The 24,466-nt window shown below is 44.2% G+C and carries 21 protein-coding genes; 17 read left to right on the forward strand and 4 right to left on the reverse strand.

Annotated features, from left to right (window positions below):
* Window positions 1-3,746, forward strand: a 3,746-nt coding sequence (locus tag F6K46_RS18255) for an SdrD B-like domain-containing protein (RefSeq protein ID WP_293117220.1), incomplete at its 5' end; no start/stop codon positions are given.
* A 520-nt stretch (window positions 3,747-4,266) separates the two neighbouring features.
* A complete protein-coding gene (locus F6K46_RS18260; protein ID WP_293061766.1) occupies window positions 4,267-5,985 on the forward strand; it encodes an ABC-F family ATP-binding cassette domain-containing protein in 1,719 nt (572 codons plus the stop codon).
* A gap of 93 nt (window positions 5,986-6,078) precedes the next feature.
* Here the strand turns inward: F6K46_RS18260 and F6K46_RS18265 are convergent, their stop codons facing one another.
* A complete protein-coding gene (locus F6K46_RS18265; RefSeq protein ID WP_293061767.1) occupies window positions 6,079-7,026 on the reverse strand; it encodes a circadian clock KaiB family protein in 948 nt (315 codons plus the stop codon).
* A 175-nt stretch (window positions 7,027-7,201) separates the two neighbouring features.
* Window positions 7,202-8,527: a type IV pilus twitching motility protein PilT gene (locus F6K46_RS18270; RefSeq protein WP_293061768.1), complete on the reverse strand. Its 1,326-nt coding sequence runs from the start codon at window positions 8,525-8,527 to the stop codon at window positions 7,202-7,204.
* Between the two features lie 1,412 nt (window positions 8,528-9,939).
* Between F6K46_RS18270 and F6K46_RS18275 the strand changes: the two genes are divergently transcribed.
* Window positions 9,940-10,314 (forward strand): hypothetical protein, encoded by a 375-nt coding sequence (locus F6K46_RS18275; RefSeq protein ID WP_070396775.1) that lies wholly within the window; start codon window positions 9,940-9,942, stop codon window positions 10,312-10,314.
* A 364-nt stretch (window positions 10,315-10,678) separates the two neighbouring features.
* Here the strand turns inward: F6K46_RS18275 and F6K46_RS18280 are convergent, their stop codons facing one another.
* Entirely contained in the window at window positions 10,679-10,822 is a 144-nt protein-coding gene (locus tag F6K46_RS18280; protein WP_158069670.1) for a hypothetical protein, read from the reverse strand.
* Between the two features lie 104 nt (window positions 10,823-10,926).
* Between F6K46_RS18280 and crtD the strand changes: the two genes are divergently transcribed.
* From crtD to F6K46_RS18335, 11 genes are all read left to right on the forward strand, one after another.
* On the forward strand, window positions 10,927-12,531 hold the full coding sequence (gene crtD / locus F6K46_RS18285) for a C-3',4' desaturase CrtD (protein WP_229415373.1): 1,605 nt from the start codon (window positions 10,927-10,929) through the stop codon (window positions 12,529-12,531).
* Window positions 12,532-12,660: 129 nt separating this feature from the next.
* Complete coding sequence (locus F6K46_RS18290) at window positions 12,661-13,572, forward strand: hypothetical protein (protein WP_293061775.1); 912 nt, start codon at window positions 12,661-12,663, stop codon at window positions 13,570-13,572.
* Between the two features lie 193 nt (window positions 13,573-13,765).
* Window positions 13,766-14,701: a hypothetical protein gene (locus F6K46_RS18295; RefSeq protein WP_293061777.1), complete on the forward strand. Its 936-nt coding sequence runs from the start codon at window positions 13,766-13,768 to the stop codon at window positions 14,699-14,701.
* Between the two features lie 507 nt (window positions 14,702-15,208).
* Window positions 15,209-15,388 carry a hypothetical protein gene (locus tag F6K46_RS18300; RefSeq protein WP_149031069.1) on the forward strand — a complete coding sequence of 60 codons (180 nt, stop codon included), beginning with the start codon at window positions 15,209-15,211 and terminating at the stop codon, window positions 15,386-15,388.
* 662 nt (window positions 15,389-16,050) lie between these two features.
* Window positions 16,051-16,356 (forward strand): PqqD family peptide modification chaperone, encoded by a 306-nt coding sequence (locus tag F6K46_RS18305; RefSeq protein ID WP_293061780.1) that lies wholly within the window; start codon window positions 16,051-16,053, stop codon window positions 16,354-16,356.
* The gene (locus F6K46_RS18310) at window positions 16,340-16,786 is read left to right on the forward strand and encodes a lasso peptide biosynthesis B2 protein (protein WP_293061782.1); all 447 of its coding nucleotides are present in this window, start codon (window positions 16,340-16,342) and stop codon (window positions 16,784-16,786) included. Before F6K46_RS18305 ends, F6K46_RS18310 begins: the two co-directional genes overlap by 17 nt.
* Complete coding sequence (locus F6K46_RS18315) at window positions 16,783-18,801, forward strand: lasso peptide isopeptide bond-forming cyclase (RefSeq protein ID WP_293061785.1); 2,019 nt, start codon at window positions 16,783-16,785, stop codon at window positions 18,799-18,801. The genes F6K46_RS18310 and F6K46_RS18315 overlap by 4 nt, the downstream gene beginning before the upstream one ends.
* Window positions 18,802-18,920: 119 nt before the next feature.
* Entirely contained in the window at window positions 18,921-19,118 is a 198-nt protein-coding gene (locus F6K46_RS18320; protein WP_293061787.1) for a lasso peptide, read from the forward strand.
* Window positions 19,119-19,272: 154 nt separating this feature from the next.
* The gene (locus tag F6K46_RS18325; RefSeq protein ID WP_293061790.1) at window positions 19,273-19,467 is read left to right on the forward strand and encodes a lasso peptide; all 195 of its coding nucleotides are present in this window, start codon (window positions 19,273-19,275) and stop codon (window positions 19,465-19,467) included.
* 90 nt (window positions 19,468-19,557) lie between these two features.
* A complete protein-coding gene (locus F6K46_RS18330) occupies window positions 19,558-19,755 on the forward strand; it encodes a lasso peptide (protein ID WP_293061796.1) in 198 nt (65 codons plus the stop codon).
* 90 nt (window positions 19,756-19,845) lie between these two features.
* Window positions 19,846-20,043: a hypothetical protein gene (locus tag F6K46_RS18335; RefSeq protein WP_293061798.1), complete on the forward strand. Its 198-nt coding sequence runs from the start codon at window positions 19,846-19,848 to the stop codon at window positions 20,041-20,043.
* A 315-nt stretch (window positions 20,044-20,358) separates the two neighbouring features.
* On the opposite strand, the gene F6K46_RS18340 is transcribed toward F6K46_RS18335, so the two are convergent.
* Window positions 20,359-20,487 (reverse strand): hypothetical protein, encoded by a 129-nt coding sequence (locus F6K46_RS18340; RefSeq protein ID WP_293061800.1) that lies wholly within the window; start codon window positions 20,485-20,487, stop codon window positions 20,359-20,361.
* A 119-nt stretch (window positions 20,488-20,606) separates the two neighbouring features.
* Here F6K46_RS18340 and F6K46_RS18345 point away from each other — a divergent pair, with 119 nt between their 5' ends.
* From F6K46_RS18345 to F6K46_RS18355, 3 genes are read left to right on the forward strand one after another with little or no spacing between them, the layout of a single operon-like run.
* Window positions 20,607-21,533: a hypothetical protein gene (locus F6K46_RS18345; RefSeq protein ID WP_293061802.1), complete on the forward strand. Its 927-nt coding sequence runs from the start codon at window positions 20,607-20,609 to the stop codon at window positions 21,531-21,533.
* An 8-nt stretch (window positions 21,534-21,541) separates the two neighbouring features.
* Window positions 21,542-23,359 carry an ABC transporter ATP-binding protein gene (locus F6K46_RS18350; protein WP_293061804.1) on the forward strand — a complete coding sequence of 606 codons (1,818 nt, stop codon included), beginning with the start codon at window positions 21,542-21,544 and terminating at the stop codon, window positions 23,357-23,359.
* Complete coding sequence (locus tag F6K46_RS18355; protein WP_293061806.1) at window positions 23,319-23,597, forward strand: hypothetical protein; 279 nt, start codon at window positions 23,319-23,321, stop codon at window positions 23,595-23,597. Before F6K46_RS18350 ends, F6K46_RS18355 begins: the two co-directional genes overlap by 41 nt.
* The last annotated feature ends 869 nt before the right edge of the window (window positions 23,598-24,466 follow it).

Here is a 24,466-nt window from a genome sequence, read left to right on the forward strand (position 1 = left end):
TGACCGGGGCTGGTAACGATGGCATCTTTGGCACTAGCGATGATATCACCAAGGTCAGAACCACTAATTACAACGGTCACTTCAAGTTTAAAAACCTTGCTGCGGGGGACTACAAACTCACTTTCTCTGATTTACCATCTGATTTAAACTTCACCACTGCCAATGTTGGTAATCAGGAGTCAAAAGATTCTGACGTTATTGATCCCAGCACTGGTATGACAGATGTGATTACCTTAAAGGCTGGGGAAAGTAACAAGAAAGTTGATGCTGGGTTGGTAGAAATTCCAAAAGCAGAAATCGGCAACCAAGTCTGGCTTGATGCTAATGGTAATGGCATTTTTGATCAAGGAGAAACAGGAGTTGAAGGCGTTAAGGTTACTCTGACCGGGGCTGGTAACGATGGCATCTTTGGCACTAGCGATGATATCACCAAGGTCAGAACCACTAATTACAACGGTCACTTCAAGTTTAAAAACCTTGCTGCGGGGGACTACAAACTCACTTTCTCTGATTTACCATCTGATTTAAACTTCACCACTGCCAATGTTGGTAATCAGGAGTCAAAAGATTCTGACGTTATTGATCCCAGCACTGGTATGACAGATGTGATTACCTTAGAGGCTGGGGAAATTAACCATGAAGTTGATGCTGGGTTGGTAGAACGTCCAGCAGAAATCGGCAACCAAGTGTGGCTTGATGCTAATGGTAATGGCCTTTTTGATCAAGGAGAAACAGGGCTTGAAGGCGTTAAGGTTACTTTGACTGGGGCTGGTAACGATGGCGAGTTTGGCACTAGCGATGATATCACCAAGGAGACAACCACTAATAACAACGGTAACTTCAACTTTAAAAACCTTGCTACCGGCGACTACAAGCTCACTTTCTCTGATTTACCATCTGATTTAAACTTCACTACAGCCAATGTTGGTAATCAGGAGTCAAAAGATTCTGACGTTATTGATCCCAGCACTGGTATGACAGATGTGATTACTTTAGAGGCTGGGGAAATTAACCATGAAGTTGATGCTGGGTTGGTAGAACGTCCAGCAGAAATCGGCAACCAAGTCTGGCTTGATGCTAATGGTAATGGCCTTTTTGATCAAGGAGAAACAGGGGTTGAAGGCGTTAAGGTTACTTTGACTGGGGCTGGTAACGATGGCGAGTTTGGCACTAGCGATGATATCACCAAGGAGACAACCACTGATAACAACGGTAACTTCAACTTTAAAAACCTTGCTACCGGCGACTACAAGCTCACTTTCTCTGATTTACCATCTGATTTAAACTTCACTATAGCCCATGTTGGTGACGATGAATCGAAAGATTCTGACGTTATTGATCCCAGCACTGGTATGACAGATGTGATTACTTTAGAGGCTGGGGAAATTAACCATGAAGTTGATGCTGGGTTGGTAGACCTAACTCCTTCTGGATCAGTCCCGATTCTACAAAATGGCACTTACCAACTTTCCAATCACCCAGATGGTAATGGTATTCATTATAAGGATGGCAGTCCTTATGGTCTAGTTATGACTGGCTTGTTGCGTGATGACTTGCAAAGCGGTGAAGGTGACTTCAGCCTGTTTAACTTCGAACATCCTGATGCCAATATGCGGATGAGTGTGAATGGAAACAAAATCCGGATCTTTGGTACGGCTTTTGCTAACTTAGATGCAAAAGACAACTTCGACAAATCTGACGACTACGATGATACCGATGGTTTGTGGCAAATTGACTTTACTTACCATCAGGATCACGTTAACCAAATCAGTGATGATGATGATTTATTTGTCGATAAGAACTTCGCTGGACAAAATACAGGTACTATCAAGCAACTGTATGGTAAGCAGCTTAAATTTGATCTGAGTGACTACGCTGGCCAGAAGGATTTCAGTTTCCAGCTTGGGAATGAAACCAATGATCAGGGTCATCGCAACTTTGATGGGATTTCTGGCTGGGGTTGGTTGAAGCACTCCAATGCTGAAGAATACATCCCTGATTCTGATTGGTTGTTTACAGTTAACCCGGACAAGCTGATTAACGAAGCACCTGAATTCAGCAATCTGCCTCAGAATGGTATTATCCCTATCATCGAGGATGACATCAACGTAATTGATATCAATGCCACTGATGATTACGATGCTGAAGCCCAAGGGCTACAATACTCGATTGTCGGTGGTCCGGATCAAGACTTATTCAACATTGATCAAGATACAGGGGAGCTCTCTTTCAAAGATGCTCCCAACTTTGATAATCCTCTTGATCACGATGGTGACAACAAGTACAATTTCAAAGTACAAGTAACTGACTTGGATGGGGCATTTACCGATAAAGATCTCTCGGTGATGGTGAATCCGTTGCCTACCCCGAATTCTCCTCCTGATGCGGTGAATGACAGCGACAGCACCTTTGTTAACACCCCTGTCACTATCAATGCCTTAGCCAATGACTCTGACCCCGATGGGGATGCTATTTCGGTTATTTCCTTGAATGGTCAGTCTATCAGTACTGGTGAAACCATCAATACTAACAATGGTTCGGTCACCTTGCTGGATAATGGACAACTCAGCTTTACTCCCAATCCCGACTTTGTGGGTAACGAGAGCTTCACCTACGAGATCAGCGATGGTAACGGTGGTACTGATACTGCTACAGTAACTGTGGATATTCAACCGAACCCTGTACCTAACACTGGCACCATTGTTGGGTCAAGCTCCATCACTGAAGGCAGTAACGCTCATTATCAAGTCAAGCTAGATGGTGTTGTTGATGAAGACACTTATGTGACGATTAAAATCAACAACGGGACAGCGAACCTAGCGGACGGCTTCAGGTTAGATCGGGTTGACTACCTAAGCAATCGAGTTACCTACAATGTCCAACTTGGCGAAGAAGGTCAATTGTACACAGCAATTGATACCGACCGTTCTCAAGCCGGAGATGCCTGGAATGTTGGTTACACTGGTTTCTCTGGAAGCCTTTATGAGTTACCGGTAGGCGTGGACAGTCTGACCGATGACTTCCAAGTATCTGGAGCCGAGGGCAATCACCTTGTGGTCAAGATTGATGCTGGCAGCGATACCTCTAATTCCTTCACCATTGATGCTCTCAAAGAAATCCAGTTTGGTAAGTATTTTTCTGGCATCACAGCCACTGAAAGTACAGAGGACTTCAGCCTCACCATTGATAAGATCGGCGACAATGTAGTGAACAGTGGTCACAAGACAATTGAGATCATAGACAACTACGCTGTCTACTCACCTATTGCCTTTGACCTAAATGGTGACGGCATTCAAACCCTAAGTATTGATAAAGGGGTTGAGTTCGATATGCTTAACTCCGGCGGCAAGGTTAACACTGGTTGGCTTTCTGGAGAAGATGGCTTCCTGGCCATTGACAATGATGGCGACGGTGAAATCAGCTCCCGTGCGGAACTATTCGGTGCCGGTGTGGGTGAGGGCTTTGCCAAACTCGAGACCTTCGACTCTAATGGTGACGGCTTAGTCAATGAAAAGGATGCTCTGTTTGGGGAACTCAAGCTCTGGCAAGACAGCAACGAAAACGGTATCACTGACCAAGGTGAGCTACTTTCCCTTGAGTCTAAGGGCATCACTGACCTAAATACAGCTTACACCAATGTCTTCAGCACTGATGCTATGGGCAATATTCATGGTGAGCATAGTACTGCTGTGTTGAACGGTAACACTATCAAAATGGTGGATGTTTACTTCCAGGTTGAGGTTTAAGGCCGGGCGCGGGTAGGTTGGGAAGTCCGCGAACTAACGGTTGTTGTCTTCCCCACTCGCCCTTTGCCTCAAAACAGGGGTAAGAAAATTGACTGTACCTCATAACTATGAGAACTGCTCTATTTCTACCATGCCTTGGTAGTAGATTCCCGAAGATTCCGAAAAATACTAGGGATTAACCTTCTTATGAACTACAGTCATGATGAATTTTTGTTACGATCGCCAAAAACATCCTGGATCGTAAACTCTATCACTAGATTTATTGCATCAATCATCCTTTTGCCCCCCTAGCTCCCCAAGTCTGGGCAGGGGATAATCGGGGCTTGGCACCATTGATGCAAGAGGTCTACTGTAGGTGGCGGTTTCCAGGGATAATCTGCTGTAGATGGGAAAACTGAGAAGGACTAATGGTCAAAGGAACAGGGGAATCCCTGTCAGCCAAACTTCTCTAGTCAACCCGACAGCAACTTGGGATCAGGACTAAAAGTCCCCAGCTAAAATTTTCCTTGGAGACATCTTAATGCTGCGACTCGAACACATTAGTAAAGTATACCCCACTGGCGAAGTTCTAAAGGATGTCAACTGGGAAGTTAAACCAGGCGATCGCATTGGCTTAGTTGGCGTCAACGGTGCCGGGAAATCTACCCAACTAAAAATTATTGCTGGAGAGATGGAACCCACCAGCGGTGTTGTTATCCGTCCTGCCAGTCTTCATATCGCTTACCTCACCCAAGAATTTGAAGTAGACCCAACCCGCACGGTTTCAGCAGAATTCTGGACGGTATTTAAGGAAGCTAACCAGGTAAACGAGGAAATCCTACAAGTGCAAAACGCCATGGAAATGGCTGATGAAGCAGAATTGGAAGGACTGATTAGAAAGCTAGATAGGTTGCAGCGCCAATTTGAAGCCCTTGATGGTTATGGCTTACAAGCAAAAATTGACAAGATCTTGCCGGAGATGGGATTTGAGCCACAGGATAGCGATCGCTTAGTGAGTGCTTTCAGTGGTGGCTGGCAAATGCGCATGAGTTTAGGCAAAATCCTGCTCCAGAAGCCAGACGTCCTACTAATGGACGAGCCGACTAACCATCTTGACTTGGAAACCATCGAATGGTTGGAAAAGTATCTCAAGGGTCTGAAGACCCCAATGGTAATAGTATCTCACGACCGGGAGTTTCTTGACCGCCTCTGCACCCAAATTGTGGAAACCGAACGGGGTGTCTCGACTACCTACCTAGGCAATTACTCAGCTTATCTCCAGCAGAAAGCCGAGATGCAGGCAGCTCAACTGAGTAGCTACGAGCGTCAACAAAAGGAAATAGAAAAGCAGCAAGCCTTTATTGAGCGTTTCCGTGCTAGTGCAACCCGGTCTACCCAAGCCAAAAGCCGAGAGAAACAATTAGAAAAAACTGAACGGATAGAAGCCCCCACTGCTAATCTCAAAACCCTGAAATTCCAATTCCCTCCTGCCCCTCGTAGTGGTGTTGAGGTAGTCAAAATCAAGGATTTAGTCCATGACTATGATGACAAGATTTTATTTCTGGGAGCAGACTTGTTGATTGAACGGGGCGATCGCATAGCCTTCATCGGTCCCAATGGTTGCGGTAAATCCACCTTACTCCGCATGATCATAGGAAAGGAACAGTCCACAGAAGGAATAGTAACACTAGGCAAACACAATGTCATTCCTGGTTACTTTGAGCAGAATCAAGCAGAAGCCCTAGAATTAAGCAAAACCGTCATGGAAACCATCCATGATGAAGTCCCAGACTGGAAAAATCAGGAAGTGCGTACCCTATTGGGACGGTTTCTGTTTACTGGGGACACGGTATATAAAAAGGTTGAGTCCCTTAGTGGAGGGGAAAAAGCCCGCCTGGCCTTAGCCAAAATGCTCCTTGCTCCCGCTAATTTACTAATTCTGGATGAGCCGACTAATCACCTGGATATCCCAGCCAAAGAAATGTTGGAGGAAGCACTCGGTACCTATGATGGTACAGTAATTATTGTTTCCCACGACCGCTATTTTATCTCGAAAGTGGCCAACAAAATAGTAGAAATCCGGGATGGCGAATTCTGCACCTATCTAGGAGATTACCACTACTATCTCGAAAAGATTGCCCAGGAAAAAGAAGAAGCTCGCTTAAAAGCGATCGCTGCGGCCAAAGCGGCTAAAAAAGCTGCCAATGCTAGCAAAAAGACTAAAAAGACCAAGAAGAAAGCTGCTGCTAAACAAAAGTAACAACAAAAGGACATATAGCAGTTCTCAATACCAAATTGATAACTGCTATATTACCTATTACCTATTACCTATTACCTCTTACCTATTAAAAGCTTATTGCTGAAGTGCTGAGGAGTCAACAATATTGCTGGTTAATCTCTGCAATACCTGATCAATATCATTCAAATCACCGATAATCCGCCGGACAGGCTCGGGCCATACTCTGAGTAGTGTTGGTGTCGCCGAGATCTGATCAGTTTCTGCCAGTTCTGGGTGCTTGAAAACATCAATAATTTTTAGGGTATAGGGATGACCTAAATGATTCTCTAACAACTGGTATAGACTCTTGAGAGTATACTCAGTCTCTGAACTATGTCCGGAAACGAACAAACGCAGGACATAGCTATGGGTAGGTTGTGCCTGGGAGTGAGACACATCAGGCAGGGACATCCTGGATAAAGAATCAGGTTTGGTGACATCGGTGGCAGTCAGTGAGTCTGTACTATCAGTGGCAGACTTAGATAAACCCGGCAGCTTTTCCATAGCTCTCAAATGCTCCTGAGATGGCCATCTCCCAGAGTTTTGCTTAGTAACCCTTTCTGGCAAAACCTCTTCTGTATCAGAGTAGGATAATGGCTCTGGGCGGTCAATGCGCAGGATCAAGTCATGGTTTTGCCAGAGTTGGGGAAACTGATTGCGATAAGTTTCTAGCACCGCCGGGTCACAGGACTCTTCCTCCCAAGGGGCTACTTGCCAAATCAGGTTGTCAGTGCCAAATACTGCATTTAACAATGCCTGATGATGTTGCACCAACCAATGAATTTCTGCTGACATACGCAACTGATTGGTTTGAGGGTCAATCCACCGATCAATGGTGGCAGTATATCCGGGGACTAAAAAATGAGGTGGCTCTGGTAACCCCAGTATTTCCTGTAAACTCGCACACAGATGCAGGTGCCAGTGACTCTGCTTATTAAAGTCAATGCTATACACTAGATCTTCCCCTGGTGTAAATATAGCAATACCTTTAAACAGTTGGGGCAAGGGGGTTTCATCCAGCATATGCTAGTACTATGTCGTCAATTTAATTTGATACTTAAGGTTTTACTTTTTAGTTTATAAGTGTTATTTTATAGTTTATAAGTGTTATTTTTATAGTTTATGTTTTAGGGGTTAGGTTTTAGGAGTTAAGTCTTGATCCCTAATTCCTAATCCCTAATACAAGGGTGACTAATCCCTAGATCCGACCGCGCAACATCATTGCGATCTCGTTGGGAGTGGGTGACTTTTCTAAGGCAGTTTCCTCAGTAATACGCCCCTCTTGGTAAAGAGCGAACAAGGATTTATTTACGGTAACCATACCGTCAAATTCACTGGCCGCCATCAGTTGTTCAATTTCTTCGTATTTGCCCTTGAGGATGTAATCCTTAATAGATTCAGTATTAATCAGGATGTCATGAAACGCAGCACGCTTGCCATCGGTAGTACGGCACAACCCTTGGGAAATGACTCCTACTAGGGCTTCTGATATGGCCACCCGCATGGGAGCCTGTTCTTCTGGATTGTAGAGATTGAGAATCCGCTCAATGGTTTTCACTGCACTGTTGGTATGCAAAGTACCCATGACCAAGTGACCCGTTTGAGCAGCCTTGAGAGCTGTATTTACTGTTTCTCGATCTCGCATTTCCCCAATCAGAATCACATCAGGGTCTTCCCGCAAAGCGGCTTTCAATGCCCGGTCAAATTTACGGGTATGCATTCCTACTTCCCGCTGTTTAACCAGAGATTTGCGACTTTGGTGGATAAATTCAATCGGGTCTTCAATGGTAATTATATGCCGCGCCATATCTTTGTTCATATAGTCTATCATGGCGGCCATGCTGGTAGATTTTCCGGAACCTGTGGGACCGGTGACCAAAATCAGACCTTTATGGTAGTGACAGACATCTTTCAGGATTGCAGGCAACCGCAACTCCTCAAGGGTCAATATCTTCAGGGGAATAATCCGCAAGACCATTGCAGGACCAAGAAGGCTATCGAAGACATTTATCCTGACCCGACTAAACTCGTACTGAGTTGCCCCATCAAATTCCAACTCTTCTCTAAAGCGCCGGATTTCGTCATCAGTCATTACTTCCTTGAGCCAACAGTTAAATGTTGCGTGATCTGTGAGTGGATATTCGGTTGGCTCCATTTCACCGCGACTCCGGAAACGGGGAGTTTCACCAACACCTAGATGAATATCAGACACTCCTTTCTCAAAAGCGTCACGGACAATGCTTTCTAAGCTTGACTGTCCAGGGGGCAGACCGATACTATGGGGTGTCTTCTGGTGCTGATTGGCGGATGGTTTTGCTTGGACGTTAGTGGCTGAATTCTGAGCTGCTGTGGCCACAGGGCGAGGGCGTGAGGCTACTGCGGCACCGGCTTGACCGTTTCTTGGAGCCATGGCTCTTGGTTGTGCAGGTCTCGATTGATTGCCTTGAGCAGATGCTGCTCTAGACGCTATATTCAAAGGCGGTGGTGCTGGTGCAATGCGGGGTGAGGGCTGTTGATCTGTCATCTTTCAACTACCAACTACAGTTGGGCTACGAGAATTTATTTTACAAACTCTTACTTAAAGTTTTCCCAACAGTTAGAGTTGAGTATAACTTATAACAGTTCTACCTTAGGTAAGGGATTTTCGTCTTTGGTTAATGGCAATAGGGAGTCGGGAGTCGGCAGTAGGGAGTCAAGCGCACCGAGGGAGTCGGGAGTCGGGGTAAGAAATTTGAGTGTACCTGATAAGTATAAGAAACGCTATACACCAATTTCATTTCTTTGAACTATAAATGGTGATGAGGTGATGTGTTAATAGCACTATTTTTTGAAATTGGTCAGCTGTCACCATCTAATTGTTTGTTATTGTTTGTGATTGTTTATTTTTGAGTAAGCAGCAAAAACTCTAAAACCTTCTCCCCTGCTCAAAACTAGATTTAAGATCAGCGTGAGGGCGGGGCGCAATCCGTGAGGGCGCAAGCAAAGCGCCCCTAATATTCAAAGCACCCCTAAGATGAGGGTTGACCAAGGGACGGGGGGTAACTCCTAATCACAAATACCTAATATGAGTAATTAAGCGTAATTATCAGTAATTATGCTTAATATGAGAGTAAGCATTCAGCATTCAGCTATCAGCTATCAGCTAATGCGCTACGCGCACGCTACGCGAGGTGCTTTTGAATAAGCGATGCAGAGGTGCGACCCGTGGCGAATTTAATTACGGGTCAAACGCACCATTACGGTCTTGGGGAGGCAGTGCGGTCTTGGGGAGGCAGCGCCGACCTGCGGGGGTTTCCCCCACTCGCGCTTTGCATGGCTGACAACAGGTCAGCATTCGAATAATGCTGAGTTATGTCACAGCGTTGAAGCCTGTGCCACAAACATTAAGCCTGTGCCACAAAGCTGACGGCTGACGGCTGAATGCTGAATGCTTACATATGAGAAAACTCCTCAATTTGGATAATATATATTAAGCAAATGATAACAAATGTTAAGCAAATCGGAGTCAACCCCTCACCCATCCTGATCCGATTCGGTGACCCTAGCTCCTTTTCTTGTTCTTGGGACTCTATAACTTATCTCTATAACTGATTCGGTCTATATAACTCTAACTATAACGCTATAACTGATTGGGCTTATTTCGGTCTATATATCAGCGATGAAAAATTGGTTCATCTGTCTAATGGTAGATTATCGGTCTCTCTTAAGATAACCAATAATTTCCGGCTTTTAACGATTGTAACAATTTTGATACATAGGTCGGACGAGTTGACTGTAAACTTTTTTGACAAAAGGTTCATCTTCATCAAAATTTTACCTATACTGAAATTCACCTAGAAAATTTCAAATCAAAGAATTTACTCAAGGACAGACCCTGTCAAGTAAGGGCAGACACTGTCAATTCATTTTTTTTTAATGATTACTGGAGAAAACACCATGGCATTAACCACAAGTCAAAGCTTTACACAAACTGATTCATTAGCAGTGGTCAAAAGCTTTTTAATTTGGGCATTTACCTTGGCAGTTTGCTTACTGGTTGTCGGTTTTCCGTTGATTGTATTAATGGTTACCGCTGGCTCTCTGTTAGCGATCGCTCTACAATCGATTCTGCCGGTTAGTGCTGTATTACTAGTAGCAGGGAGTTTGATTGGAGTAAATGTTTTAGCAGTGATATTAGGTGCAGGAGTCTTAACCTTTAAGGGGGTTCATCCTAAGGAAGTTAGTTGGTTAAATTGGCTACATGGCGAGCCTGATCTGATCCAGACTCCGGTTTATGCGGCTTGCCCCCTAACCTGTAACATTATCCGATAGTTAGATAGACGGTGTCTGAGCTGACCCAAGTCTGGGAATGTTAACAATTGATGACCTTCTAGGATATCAAAAAAGGGTATAAGGTGTGGGAGTGTTTTCTCTTTTCCCTCTAAAGGTCATCAAGGGTCGGCTCAGCCCTCCTTCATAGATAGGGCTTCCAACCATTCCACGATTTTTTGTAATAAAGCCAAGCTTTGGTAAGTTGATTGGTTTTTCAGCAATTTTCCCGGTCTTGACCGGGTTTTTTGATGAGAACATTCAAGAGTATCCTACGAAGGGTGAACGGTTTTGGTTGCAGGTTGCAGGTTGCAGGTTTCAGGTTTCAGGTTTCAGGTTTCAGGTTGCAGGTTTCAGGTTTCAGGTTTCAGGTTGCAGGTTTCAGGTTGCAGATTGTAGGTTGCAGGTTGCAGGTTGGTTGAAGGTTAACGGTTGCTTCCCTAGCAATTAGCCATCTCCCCATCTCCCCATCTCCCCATCTCCCCATCTCCCCATCTCCCCATCTCCCCATCTCCCCATCTCCCCATCTCCCCATCTCCCCACTTCCGACTCCCAAAGAACATGGCTCAAGGTAGAATTATGATAAGAAACATTAAGAAATGCAAATAAAGCAGCATGGTAAGCACTCAGGGCGGTAAAGGTAAGGTAGAATACCCCAAGAAAGAATTCCCGCAGAAAAAAGTCCAGAAAAAAGTAGTAGTAATCGGCGCAGGGATTGGTGGACTAACCGCTGGAGCACTCCTCGCTCGCCGAGGCTACCATGTTGTAATACTAGACCAAGCCCTAGTACCAGGAGGATGCGCCTCTACCTTCAAACGTCGGGGCTTTACCTTCGATGTTGGTGCGACCCAGGTAGCTGGCTTAGAACCTGGTGGCATTCACAAACGCATCTTTGATGAACTGGAAGTAGAGCTGCCAGCCGCTACCCCCTGTGACCCTGCTTGTGCCGTATTTCTTCCTGGTGAAACTGAACCGATTAACATCTGGCGTAACCCGGAGCAATGGAAAACAGAACGACAACGCCAGTTTCCCGGTAGTGAACCCTTCTGGCAACTAATGGCAACCTTATTCAATGCCAGTTGGAAGTTCCAATCCCGTGACCCAGTGCTACCACCTCGTAATGTATGGGATTTGTGGCAACTAACCTCAGCAGTGCGTCCGGATACCTTAATTACCCTACCCTTTACCTTCATGACCGTAGCGGATGGGTTACGAGGATATGGCTTATATGACAATAAGCGTCTGAAAACCTTTCTGGATATGCAGCTCAAGCTTTATTCTCAAGTGGATGTTGATCAGACAGCACTGTTGTATGCAGCAACAGCCTTAGGAGTTTCCCAGGAACCCCAAGGGTTATTTCATCTCCAAGGTAGTATGCAAGTGTTAAGCGATCGCTTAGTAGAAGCCCTGGAAAAATGGGGGGGTAAGCTACTAATGCGCCACACCGTTGAACAGATCGAAACATCAGCTGGTAAAGCGACTGGTGTCAGGATTCGCAATCAGAAAACTGGGGAAGTTTGGACAGAACCAGCGGATGAAGTAGTTGCCAATGTTACGGTGCAAAACCTGGTCAAATTATTAGGTAATAATCTACAGACGTTGCCTAATACCTCTATGGCAGGCTACTCGATGGCAGGCTATAAGTATCGAGTCGATAAGTTACCTCCACCATCCGGTGCGTTTGTCATCTATCTTGGGGTAGATAAACGCGCAATTCCTGATGGTTGTCCTCCCCATCTTCAGTTTCTCTATGACTACGATGGACCAATTGGCGAGAATAATTCCTTGTTTATTTCGGTGAGTAAGCCAGGAGATGGACGAGCACCAGAGGGAAAAGCTACCATTACTGCCTCATCCTTTACCGATGCTGCCATGTGGTGGCGGGGATCCCAGCAAGACTATGACCGCTTAAAGGAAGAGTATACAGAAAATGCGATCGCACGTCTTAGTCAATACTTTGATTTAACACCAGAGACCATCATTCACCAAGAAGCAGCAACCCCTCGCACCTTTGCCCGTTATACTGCCAGAGAACAAGGCATTGTGGGAGGAATAGGGCAACGGATACCGACCTTTGGACCCTTTGGCTTTGCTACTCGCACACCTTGCAAAAGTTTGTGGTTAGTAGGAGATTCAACTCATCCAGGAGAAGGAACAGCTGGGGTCAGTTATTCTGCCCTTACTGCTGTACGGCAGATTGAGACATCATTTTGCTTGTAGGGGCGCAAGCCAAGGGTCCCTAGCTTGGGTTATGGGGTAAAAGTCTCAAATGTCAAGATCCATGGGATCTGTTTTTTGCATGTTTGTCGGTGAAAGGCTACTAACACCAACCCCAAAGAGTTAGGATTAATGACCCGACAGCCTCATGATCAATTTGCCAAACAGTATCTAACTGAGTTGTTAACACCTCACGGTCAGGTAGAAGTCAGTCGAGAACTAACCAGTGAAGTGCGTCAAGTCGATATTTGGTTTCTACCAACAGCTTCTGAATCCACAGCAGTGCAGGACATTGGATTGCTCGGTCAGATGGCATCAACCGCCTGTTTATTGGAACCGTTCCGCAATGCCACAGGGATAATGGCGGTGCGTAATTGCCTGCTGAAGTTGTTTGCCCTCTACAGTGACCTGCAGCGGAAGGCACGACGAGAGAAAAACCCGATCAGTGAAACTGATTTGCCCTGTTTATGGATTTTGTCCCCGTCCTGTTCAGCCCAGCTGTTGAACGGCTTTGGTGCAAAACTTAGTGATTCCGGTGATTGGGTTGCAGGAGTTTACTTTTTGCCTGAGTGGTTCAACACAGCCCTGGTAGCCATTAACCAGCTACCGCTTACCGAAGAAACCCTCTGGTTAAGAATTTTGGGACGGGATAAGACTCAAAGCCAAGCCATTAATGAGTTGCTGGCACTACCGGTCGGACACCCCTTACGGGGCAACATCTTAGAGATTCTGGCCAACTGGCGCATCAAAATAGAGGAAAGCGAAGATTTAACTGAAGACGAGAGGGAGTTAATTATGAATTTATCACCAGCTTATTTGCGTTGGCGGGAAGAAACCTTAGAGCAAGGAAATTTAGAGGGACAGCGCCTGATGGTGGAAAATCTACTGGCAGGGCGGTTTGGCACTGTTGATCTCGAATTATCCCGAACCATTGAGCCTTTGATGCAGTTGCCGATCACAGACCGTACTCAGGTGCTGCTTAACCTCTCCAACTTGTCTCGTCAGGAACTGTTAGAGAGGTTTAGAGACAGTCGATCGGATTGATGCTCTCACCGTTCAATGGGATTGCGGTGGTATTCCAAGCTCAGTTCGATTTCAGAAGTTCTAGGGGCGCTTCCCTTGCGCCCTTAGCTTGGGTTATGGGGTAAAAGTCTAAAATGTCAAGATCATATGGATCTGTTTTTGGCCAAACCAGCTGTGAAAGGCTACTAACACCAACCCCAAAGAGTTAGGATGAATGACCAGACAGCCTCATGATCAATTTGCCAAACAGTATCTAACGGAGTTGTTAACACCTCACGGTCAAGTAGAAGTCAGCCGAGAACTAACCAGTGAAGTTCGTCAAGTCGATATTTGGTTTCTACCAACAGCTTCTGAATCCACAGCAGCGCAGGAAATCGGATTGCTCGGTCAGATGACATCAAGCGCCTGTTTGTTGGAACCGTTCCGCAATGCCACAGGGATCATGGCGGTGCGTAATTGCCTGCTGAAGTTGTTTGCCCTCTACAGTGACCTGCAGCGGAAGGCACGACGAGAGCAAAACCCGATCAGTGAAACCGACTTGCCCTGTTTATGGATTTTGTCTCCTTCCTGTTCAGCCCAGCTGTTGAACGGGTTTGGTGCAAAACTTAATGATTCCGGTGATTGGGTTGCAGGAGTCTACTTTTTGCCTGAGTTCTTCAAGACAGCCCTGGTAGCCATTAACCAGCTACCTATTACCGAAGAAACCCTGTGGTTAAGAATTTTGGGACGGGATAAGACTCAAAGCCAAGCCATTAATGAGTTGCTAGCACTACCGGTCGGACACCCCTTACGGGGTAACATCTTAGAGATTCTGGCCAACTGGCGCATCAAAATAGACAAAATAGAGGAAAGTGAAGATTTAACTCAAGACGAGAGGGAGTTAATTATGAATTTATCACCAGCTTATTTGCGTTGGCGGGAAGAAACCTTAGAGCAAGGAAGGGAACAAGGCAAGGAACAAGGCAATTTAGAGGGACAGCGCCTGATGGTGGAAAATCTACTGGCAGGGCGGTTTGGCACTGTTGATCTCGAATTATCCCGAACCATTGAGCCTTTGATGCAGTTGCCGATAAAAGACCGTACTCAGGTGCTGCTTAACTTGTCTCGTCAGGCACTGTTGGAGAGGTTTGGAGAGAGTCGATCTGATTGATGCTCTGACCTTTCAATGGTATTGCGGTGGTATTCCCCTTATATTCCAGTATCACTAGGTCTTGACTGACGCAAAACTGGTTACCAAACCCACTTATCTCATAGGGGCGCACGCCGTGGGCTCCTAGTTGCTGTTTTTATTTACCACTGCAGCTACCAGAACACTAGCTCAAACCTAACGGCTGTTATCAGGTTTCCAAATGAGATGTAAACCTGTATCGTCTTTTTTTCTTGGACGATAAAAATCTGTATCTCTTTCCCATCTTGCCTTTTGCCTGTTGCCTGTTGCCTTTTTCAGCAATTCGTGTGTTTACAACCCAGATACAAACGCGCTTATCTATTCCCGTAGCGTGCGCGTAGCCCATAGGCTGTTAGCTTCACTAACCTTATATAGCAGCAAAAGTTTTTCTGAAAAACTGTCCGGAATTTACTAGCAAGGGAGAGAACATTTAATTGAAGGCAAGGAAAAATTAACGTGATTACAACATAAAGTTGATTAGAGTTAATTATGAATTTATCATCAGTTGATTTCGGTGGCTCTGAACCAATGTTACAAAATGTTGCTTCAAATGTCTGGGGGATTGTCTATCGGATTAAAGTGCGATCGCTCTTTAACTCCAACTCCAACCTAGGAAATTTACTTTTATCCAATAAAAGAGTTTTACTCGTTACATCATCAAGGGGATAAGTTCCAGAGTTTGATATCATTTTTTTATTAATTCAATAAATAAATAAAGTTTTATTAAAATCTCCGAAAATTCGTTTAATTATGGGATGAATTACGCTACATTTAAATTAAATAAAATCAACGTAAATTTACGTTAGCATTACTTCCTGTAAATTCGGTTAATATTCATAACAGTATAAATACTGTAATTAAGTTTTATAAATAACAATATCACAAACTATTCACATAATTTTTATACATTTTAATTGTGAATATAGGCCCATAAAAATAGGTCGAAATAGGGAGATAGTAGGCCTAATTTTGCAGAAGTGGTTCGGACTAAAAGTTAAATGCCTAATTGCTTACAGCAATTAGAAATAGGTGGCGAACTCTAGCAGGATCAGGATGACTGCACTAGGAATAATTATGGCAATCATTTTAGGTTTATGGGTTTTAAAAACTCGTTTATCAACCCGATATCAAGCAATACTAGCTTACCAATAACTCTTCAAACTAATCAAGTTATTCATCTACTATACCCTAACTTTACTCAAAATAACAACCATCAGGGCTAATCAAGCATAGCAATCTTGGGAATTCCTCTCAATCCATTAATTATAAACCCATATAATTCCCTCACTAGTTTTAGATAACAGCAATAATTACTTGGAGAATAAAAAATCATGAGTTTGGATTGTACTATCTCAAAGTCTTCAATTGTAGTAGCAGCTCAAGAGCAACTATCTTCTGATATTGGAGGAGAGGCAATCATCCTCGACATGAAGTCCGGAGTTTACTATGGCTTGAATACCGTAGGTGCTAGCATCTGGAATCTGATCCAGGAACCGAAAACTTTAGACGAAATTCGGGATGCACTGCTAGCAGAGTACGAAGTTGAGCCAGAAAAATGCGATCGCGATCTGTTGGCATTACTCCAAGAATTTGCAGCAGTTGGGCTAATTGAGGTAAAAGATGAAGCGGTTGCGTAAGTTCTTGCGCCTTACTAGTAGAGAACGTCAACTTGTGATTAACACGTTCATCTTACTAGGATTAATCAGACTAGGGCTATGGTTACTACCATTTCACAGATTGCGGCGACTGCTAACAAAAATCAGTCAGCCATCACCTCAAGCTCAAGGCGTAAACCAAACTAACCTAAGCAAAATTGTCGGAGCTATTAATCTTAGCAGTCGCTACATGCCAGGTGGTGTCAAGTGTTTAGCTAGAGCATTAACCACACAAGTACTGATGAGTCGCTGTGGTTACTCCCCTCAACTCAGAATTGGTGTTGCCAAAGGGGAGGGAGGAAAATTAGAAGCTCATGCATGGGTGGAAAACCAAGGACAAGTTGTGATCGGCTATCTCACAGACCTTTCACGGTTTACCCCACTACCATCGTTTAAAGGAGGCAAACTATGAGTGGCATTGTCGGGATTTACTACCTCGACCAAGAACCAATAGACCGGGAAAATATTGGGCAAATGTTAGATATCCTTGCCCACCGGGGACCAGACGGAGCAGATATCTGGTGCCAGGGGTCTGTTGGTCTCGGTCATCGGATGCTTTGGACTACCCCTGAATCGCTGCTGGAAAAGTTACCTTTAGTTAATCACTCCAGAGATCTAGTTATTACTGCTGATGCTCGGATTGATAATCGAGAGGAACTGATTGTTGCTCTAGAGTTGAACGACCGTCCAGCAGAAAAAATTACCGATAGCCAACTGATCTTAGCCGCTTATGAAAAATGGGGAGAGCAGTGTCCAGAGAAACTATTAGGTGACTTTGCCTTCGCTATCTGGGATAAGCACAAGCAGATCCTCTTCTGTGCTAGAGACCATGTTGGGGTTAAGCCTTTCTATTACTATCACAAATCCGGTCAAGGGTTTATTTTTGCCTCCGAAATCAAAGCACTCTTCTGTTTGCCCTTTGTACCAAAGCGTCTTAACGAAGTCAGGATGGCTGACTATGTCGCCCTGATGATGGAAGACAAAGTCATCACCACTTATGACAACATTCTGCGGCTTCCTCCTGCTCACACCATGGTCGTTAGTCAGTCAGGGATAGAGCTAAACTGTTACTGGTCTCTAGACCCCAATCGTGAGCTGATATTAGACTCAGACGAAGCCTATGCTGAAGCATTTCGTGACATCTTTACCGAAGCAGTTCGTTGTCGTCTCCGTAGTGCTTTTCCCATTGGTTCTCACTTGAGCGGTGGATTAGATTCTTCCTCAATCACTTGTGTCGCCAGGAAACTACTAGCTGAAGCAGGAGATGCTCAACTCCACAGCTTCTCCAACATTTTTGACAAAGTGACTGAGTGTGATGAACGTCCCTTCATCAATGCCGTTTTAGAACAGGGTGGGCTGATTCCCCACTATGTCCATGCTGATCAGTTTGGTCCACTGTCAGATGTTGACGAGATTTGGGAGTATGAAGACGAAGCCTTACTTGGTCCAAGTCATCATTATCCTTGGCGACTGAGTCAAGCTGCTCAGCAAGCAGGGATGCGAATTGTTTTAGATGGTCTCGATGGCGATAATGTCGTGTTTCATGGTGTGTCTAGACTCACAGAATTAGCCCATCAAGGACAGTGGGAAGCCTTTGTCCAGGAAGCTGAGGCATTTTCCGAAAATTTTGGTAACTCACCCCAATCCCTGGTTAAACACTACAGTATCCTACACCTAAAAACCCTCGCCAAGCAGTTACGGTGGATTGCCTTTGCTAAAGCTGTATATCAGATTCACAAGCGTTTTGGCATCTCCCGTAAGCACCTGTTGCTAAATCATGGACTCAAGGCGTTAGTTCCGGAAGCAATCAAGCAACTTTGGCGAAAGTGGCGCAGACAAGACAAGTCAGCTAGTTCTGTTTCACCTTTAGTTAACCGCAACTTTGCTGAACGCATTGGTATGGATCAGCGTATCCACGCATTGGACAAATCCGATCAACCATCACTCACGGTCAGAGAAGACCACTGGCGTAATCTAAGCCAAGGTATATTTCCCCTGATTCTAGAGCAGCTTGACCGCTACAATGCTGCATTTTCCCTCGAAGCTCGTCATCCCTTTATGGATAAGCGGCTACTTGAATTTTGTCTAGCACTGCCTTCCGAGCAGAAACTCTACCAGGGATGGAGTCGGATGGTATTGCGCCGTGGGATGGTAGATATTTTACCAAAAGCTGTCCAGTGGCGAGGAGGCAAAGCCCATATGGGTCCAAACTTTATTCACGGTCTGCTGACCCTAAATCGTCAGGTGTTCGACGATGTGATCTTGAATAAGCTTGAACTCATTGAAGGGTACGTTGACACAGACTTTCTGAGACAAGTTCATCGACGCATGACCTCAGGAGGCAGGGTGCGAGAAAAAGACTGCATGACAGTCTGGCAGGGAATCATCTTGGCGTTGTGGCTTGACCGCACCCAAGTGACACCCTAAGTCTAACTTGGCAGGGAATCTGCTTGGGATTGTGGTTTGGGCACAACCTTTGAAACACCGTAAGTCCAATTCAGGCTGTAACTACCTTAAATTACTATCAGCAAAAGGAAAGTAAAACCATGCTAAAAACCTACACTACACCAGAGATGATTGTTCACGGCACCATTGAGGAGCTCACCGAAATCACTGGACCTGATCGGATTGCAGATGTCCTGATTTTCAATGGTGATACGGCTAATCCCCAGGCTTCATCAGATGACTCAATCAGCCTAGACTGCGATAACAATGGTAATTGTGATCCGTTCAAACTACAGTAACAGGATTACGACTGGTGATAGTGAGTAATTAGCGATGCAGCGCGGTCTTGGGGGTTTCCCCCATGAGCGACTGCATCAAGACAGTGAGTAATTAATACTCGTTCCTCAGGGTGTGACTACCTTAAACCACAATAAGTACAACGAAAGTAACACCATGCTAAAAACCTACACTACACCAGAAATGATCGTTCACGGTTCTATTGAGGAGCTCACCGAAATCAGTGGACCTGATCGGATGGCAGATGTCCTGATTTTCAATGGTGATTTGAATAATCCCGCAGCTGAATCCGATGACTCAAGCAGCCTAGACTGCGATAACAATGGTAATTGTTCTCCGTTCCAACTATAGTAACAGGATTACTACTGATGATGAGTAATCAATAGTTTAACTCAGGGTGTGACTACTTTAAACCAAAATAAGTACAAGGAAAGTAACACCATGCTAAAAACCTACACTACACCAGAAATGATTGTTCACGGTTCTATTGAAGAAATTACCGAAATCAGTGGACCTGATCGGATTGCAGATGTCCTAATTTTCAATGGTGATTTGGCTAATCCTGCGGCTACATCAGATGATTCCAGCAGCCTGGACTGCGATAACAATGGTAATTGTGCTCCGTTCCAACTACAGTAACAGGATTACTACTAGTAATAGTGAATAATCTATAGTTAAAATCAGGGTGTGACTACCTTAAGCTACCATCAGCAAAAGGAAAGTAACACCATGGAAAAGAGCTACGCTACTCCAGAGATGATTGTTCACGGCACCATTGAGCAGCTAACCGAAATCACTGGAGCTAAGGAGATTGCCGATGTGCTGATTTTCAATGGTGATTTAAATAATCCCCAGGCTACATCAGAGGGCTCAAGCAGCCTAGACTGCGATAACAATGGTAATTGTGAACCGTTCCAACTACAGTAACAGGATTACTACTGGTGATGCTAATTAATCTATATAGCAATCCTAAATAGGTCGTGGCAATTTTGAAAACTGTGATCTTTGCTATACATGGGTTTCAAGCTTATCACCTGTCACAACTCAAATAGGATTGCTATAGTCTTTCCTCAGGGTGTGACTACCTTAAGCTAGTGTCAGCAAAAAGAAAACACCATAGCACAGAGCTACGCTACTTCAGAGATGATTGTTCATGGCACCATTTAAGAAATCACCGAAATCATTGGACCTCGCAAGATTACCGATGTGCTGATTTTCAATGGTGATTGTGAACCGTTCAAACTACAGTAACACAATTACTACTGGTAATTCTGAGTAATCAATATCAGTAGCGCTATCACCAAAGGCGATAAAGGCATTATCTACTACTAAATTATCTACTACTAAATTATCTACTACTAGCAACATCATCCCCCAACTCGTTAGTCCTGCAACACTGACTCAGCAGAAGGGTCTTGGCTAGAGTGAGGGGACGCCTTTTCTGCTATCAAGTTCTCCGATCAAGTTTAACCTGCTCCTAAGTATCAATTATGTACATCTATACGGCCTACAACCTTTGTATTCACTCAGAGATTGCCTTACCCGAGCTGATGGAATCTGATCGACCCCCTGATGTGATCATACGTTTAGGGAAATTAAGTCATCTTCCTCCAGAAACAGCTAATTGGAGCAACCGTGTTGTTGGGGAATTGCATGGCAAAGCAAAGGTTTTGATTGAAGATGGGCGAGAGATTACGATCGAACCTGTCACAGGAGCAGACAACTCTAAGCTCAGCCCTAACATTCTTGGAGCTTGTATGTCTGTGGTGCTGAGACAGCGGGGATTGCTAGTACTCCATGCTAGCAGCATTGTGGTCAACAATCAAGCGATCGCATTCATGGGTGGGTCAGGCTGGGGTAAATCCACCTTAGCAGGAGCGTTTCATCGGAAGGGTTATCAAGTAATAACTGATGATGTCATGCCTGTCAACCTTGATGACGGTTATCCTTTGATTATTCCTAGCTTCCCTCAGATTAAACTTTGGCCATCAGCAGCGGATTCTCTAGGACACAATTCTAATAGCTTACCTCCTCTTTACCCCAACGCACCAAAGCTTTCTTACAAATTCACAGATGGGTTTCAACGCACTGCTGTACCCCTGAAGCGGCTCTATGTATTGGCCAAGGGAGACCAACATCAGATTACCAAGCTAACGCCTCAACAAGCTTTCCCTGAACTAGTTCGTCATAGCCGTGATGTAGATGTGCTAATTGCTCCAGACTGTGTCAGTACTCATCTGAGTCAGTGCGCCAGTCTGATCAAGACTGTATCTATCTGTCGTTTCACCAGAAAGCCTAATCTGATGGAACTTCCTGATCTAGTGGCCTTGGTAGAGAAAGATATCGAAGAATTAACTACTTCTGATAGTAGTAAAAACAATACCTTTAACACTAAACTTCTAACCTCTAAACTTTAACACAAAAAATGGGAGCAGGCAAAACCTTAAGACAAAAAATCCAGCAAACATTACGCCTTTTGCCTGCACTGCGTCTAGTCTGGCAAAGCAGTCCCTTTTTGACAGGAGCTCGCGTAGGACTTTTGCTGGTTCAGGGGATATTACCTCTACTATCAATTTATCTTACCAAATTAATAATTGATACAGTAACTGACGGATTACTTAATGCTGATAAACAAGCGGTATTTCGTGATGTTTTACTTTTCCTAATCTTAGCCGGTACAGTTACTCTTGTCACTACTCTTTTGAACTCGTTAGGTGAAGTAGTCAATACTGCTCATTCTCAGCGAGTGACTGACTACATGCAAGGGATTATTCAGGATAAATCCCTAGAAGCTGACTTGGAGTACTACGAAAATGCCCTATACTACGATACCTTACAACGAGCTCAACAAGAAGCGCCCTACCGACCGCCCCGAGTCCTAAATCGTCTCACACAAATAGCTCAAAATAGTATTTCCTTGTTAGCGATGGTGAGTTTATTACTCTCCCTCCATTGGGGAATTGCTGGAATTTTATTTATTGCTGCTATGCCCGCAATGGTGGTGCGAGTAAAATACTCTCGGGTTATCTATCGTTGGCAGCGTAAAAAAACACCCATGGAACGGCAATCCATGTATTTGGGTTATATGCTAACCTCAGACCAGTTTGCTAAAGAAATTCGCTTGTTTGATTTAGGGGTTTTCTTTACTGACTGGTATCGTCGCATCCGAGAGCAACTTTATAAAGAAAAAGTAGCCATTGCTACTGGACGCTCCTTTGCTAACTTTGGTGCTCAAGCCGTTGCCGGAATGTTAATTTTTTCTGTCTATGGCTTTATTGTCTATCAAACTGTTCATGGGGATTTGCGCTTAGGAGATTTAGTGCTGTATCACCAAGCGTTGCAGCGGGGACAAAATAATATTCGAGGTTTACTAACTAGTATATCTGGTCTTTATGAAGATAACCTATTCTTAGGTAACCTCTACGAATTTCTGGATCTAAAACCTAAGGTTGTTGAACCAACTTATCCCAAATCAATTCCCCACTCCATGAGCCGTGGTATTGTTTTCGATCATGTTAGTTTCCAATACGGTACTACAACTCGTAAGGCACTTAAAAATATCAACCTCACGGTGCGACCAGGGGAAACTATAGCGCTAGTGGGAGAAAACGGTTCCGGTAAAACAACCTTAATTAAACTCTTGTGTCGTTTGTACGATCCAACCGCTGGCAGCATCACCATTGATGGGATTGATATCCGCAATTTTAAAATAGCTGACTTACGCCGCCAAATCAGTGTGATTTTCCAAGACTACGCTAAATATAATTTCACCGCTAAGGAAAATATCTGGTTAGCTGACATTGATTTACCACGAGATCACGAAACTATTATTGATGCTGCTCGTCGTTCTGGTGCTGATGATGTTATCACTAGTTTGCCCCAAGGGTATAATACCATGCTGGGGAAATTATTTGACCACGGGGAAGAACTTAGTATTGGTCAATGGCAGAAAATAGCCTTAGCACGAGCTTTTCTACGAGACTCTCAGGTTATTGTATTAGATGAGCCTACCTCTGCTATGGATCCTAAGGCAGAATACGAGGTGTTTATGAAATTCCGCGAACTGATCGAAGATCAAGCTGCTATTCTGATCACCCATCGCTTATCTACTGTGAAAATGGCTGACCGGATCTATGTGATGGACCAAGGTTCAATTGTAGAAAGTGGTACCCATGCGGAACTGATGCAGTTAGATGGTACTTATGCCCATTTGTTTGAAACTCAGGCTAAAAATTATCGCTAACTTGAAGGTAAGCTATCAGCTATCAGCTATCAGCTATCAGCTATCAGCTATCAGCTATCAGCTATCAGCTATCAGCTATCAGCTATCAGCTATTAGCTATCAGCTATCAGCTATTAGCTATCAGCTATTAGCTTATGGGTCCGATGCGTCGTTCGCACAGCGTGGCCAAAGGCCAAAGCCTGTGCCACCTTACTGTTCGCGCAGCACCTCAAGTAGCGCAATCGGTGCTTTTGAATAAAATAAGCTGACCGCTGACCGCTGACCGCTGACTGCTTAATGCTTACCTTCTGAGTTCCCTACTCCCTACTCCCTACTCCCTACTCCCTACTCCCTACTCCCTACTCCCTAGCTAATGCTATAGCATTTCCATTTGAGATGTGAACATAGAATTAAACCCTTTAGGGAACAGGAAAGTCGGTATCTGGTAACCTTGGTAAGGAATACAGAGTTTTTTTTTATTAGTAAAAAATACCATATCTATTTACAAATCATTTGTAAATGCTCTAATAATTGCTAAGATTTTTAACTCATTTTTATAGATATTATTTAATAAAATAATTTAAGTTTTATTAAAATTTTAGGTAGTGGTGGAAAAAATCGATTAATTAGGATACAGTTTAATTAATTTGAAGCGCTAAAATTATCAATCTGAATCCGTTTAAGACAGTCTAAATGCTACTCAGGGTAGAATCTGCCATTAGATTCATGAGCCATGGACTGTGAATCAAAATTTAGAATAGTATTTGGAATTAGTACTAGCCGTAAAATCACTGTCTTGATGCAGTCGCTCATGGGGGAAACCCCCAAGACCGCGCTGCATCGCTGATGATAACCCTCACAATTTTTCCTTATCAAGGGAAAATTAGGGGTATCATTAAAAGCTCAAATACTTGGTATTAAGTTTTTGTGGCGTAAGTCATGACTTTGATAGTTTTGGCAACTTATTGGGTTGTCAACTAGTCAAATTTAACGATAAATCCCTAAACCACAAGGCTGCTTTATTGTCAGCTTAAAAAGCTAATTACTAAACCTTAATAGCTAAACGGTGCGCTTACAGTCGTCGAATTAAATTCGCCACGGGTTGCACCGCAACTTAACTACATATAG

Origin of the sequence: Moorena sp. SIO3E8, from assembly GCF_010692445.1 — a bacterium.
In the GTDB taxonomy this organism is placed as follows: Bacteria; Cyanobacteriota; Cyanobacteriia; order Cyanobacteriales; family Coleofasciculaceae; genus Moorena; species Moorena bouillonii.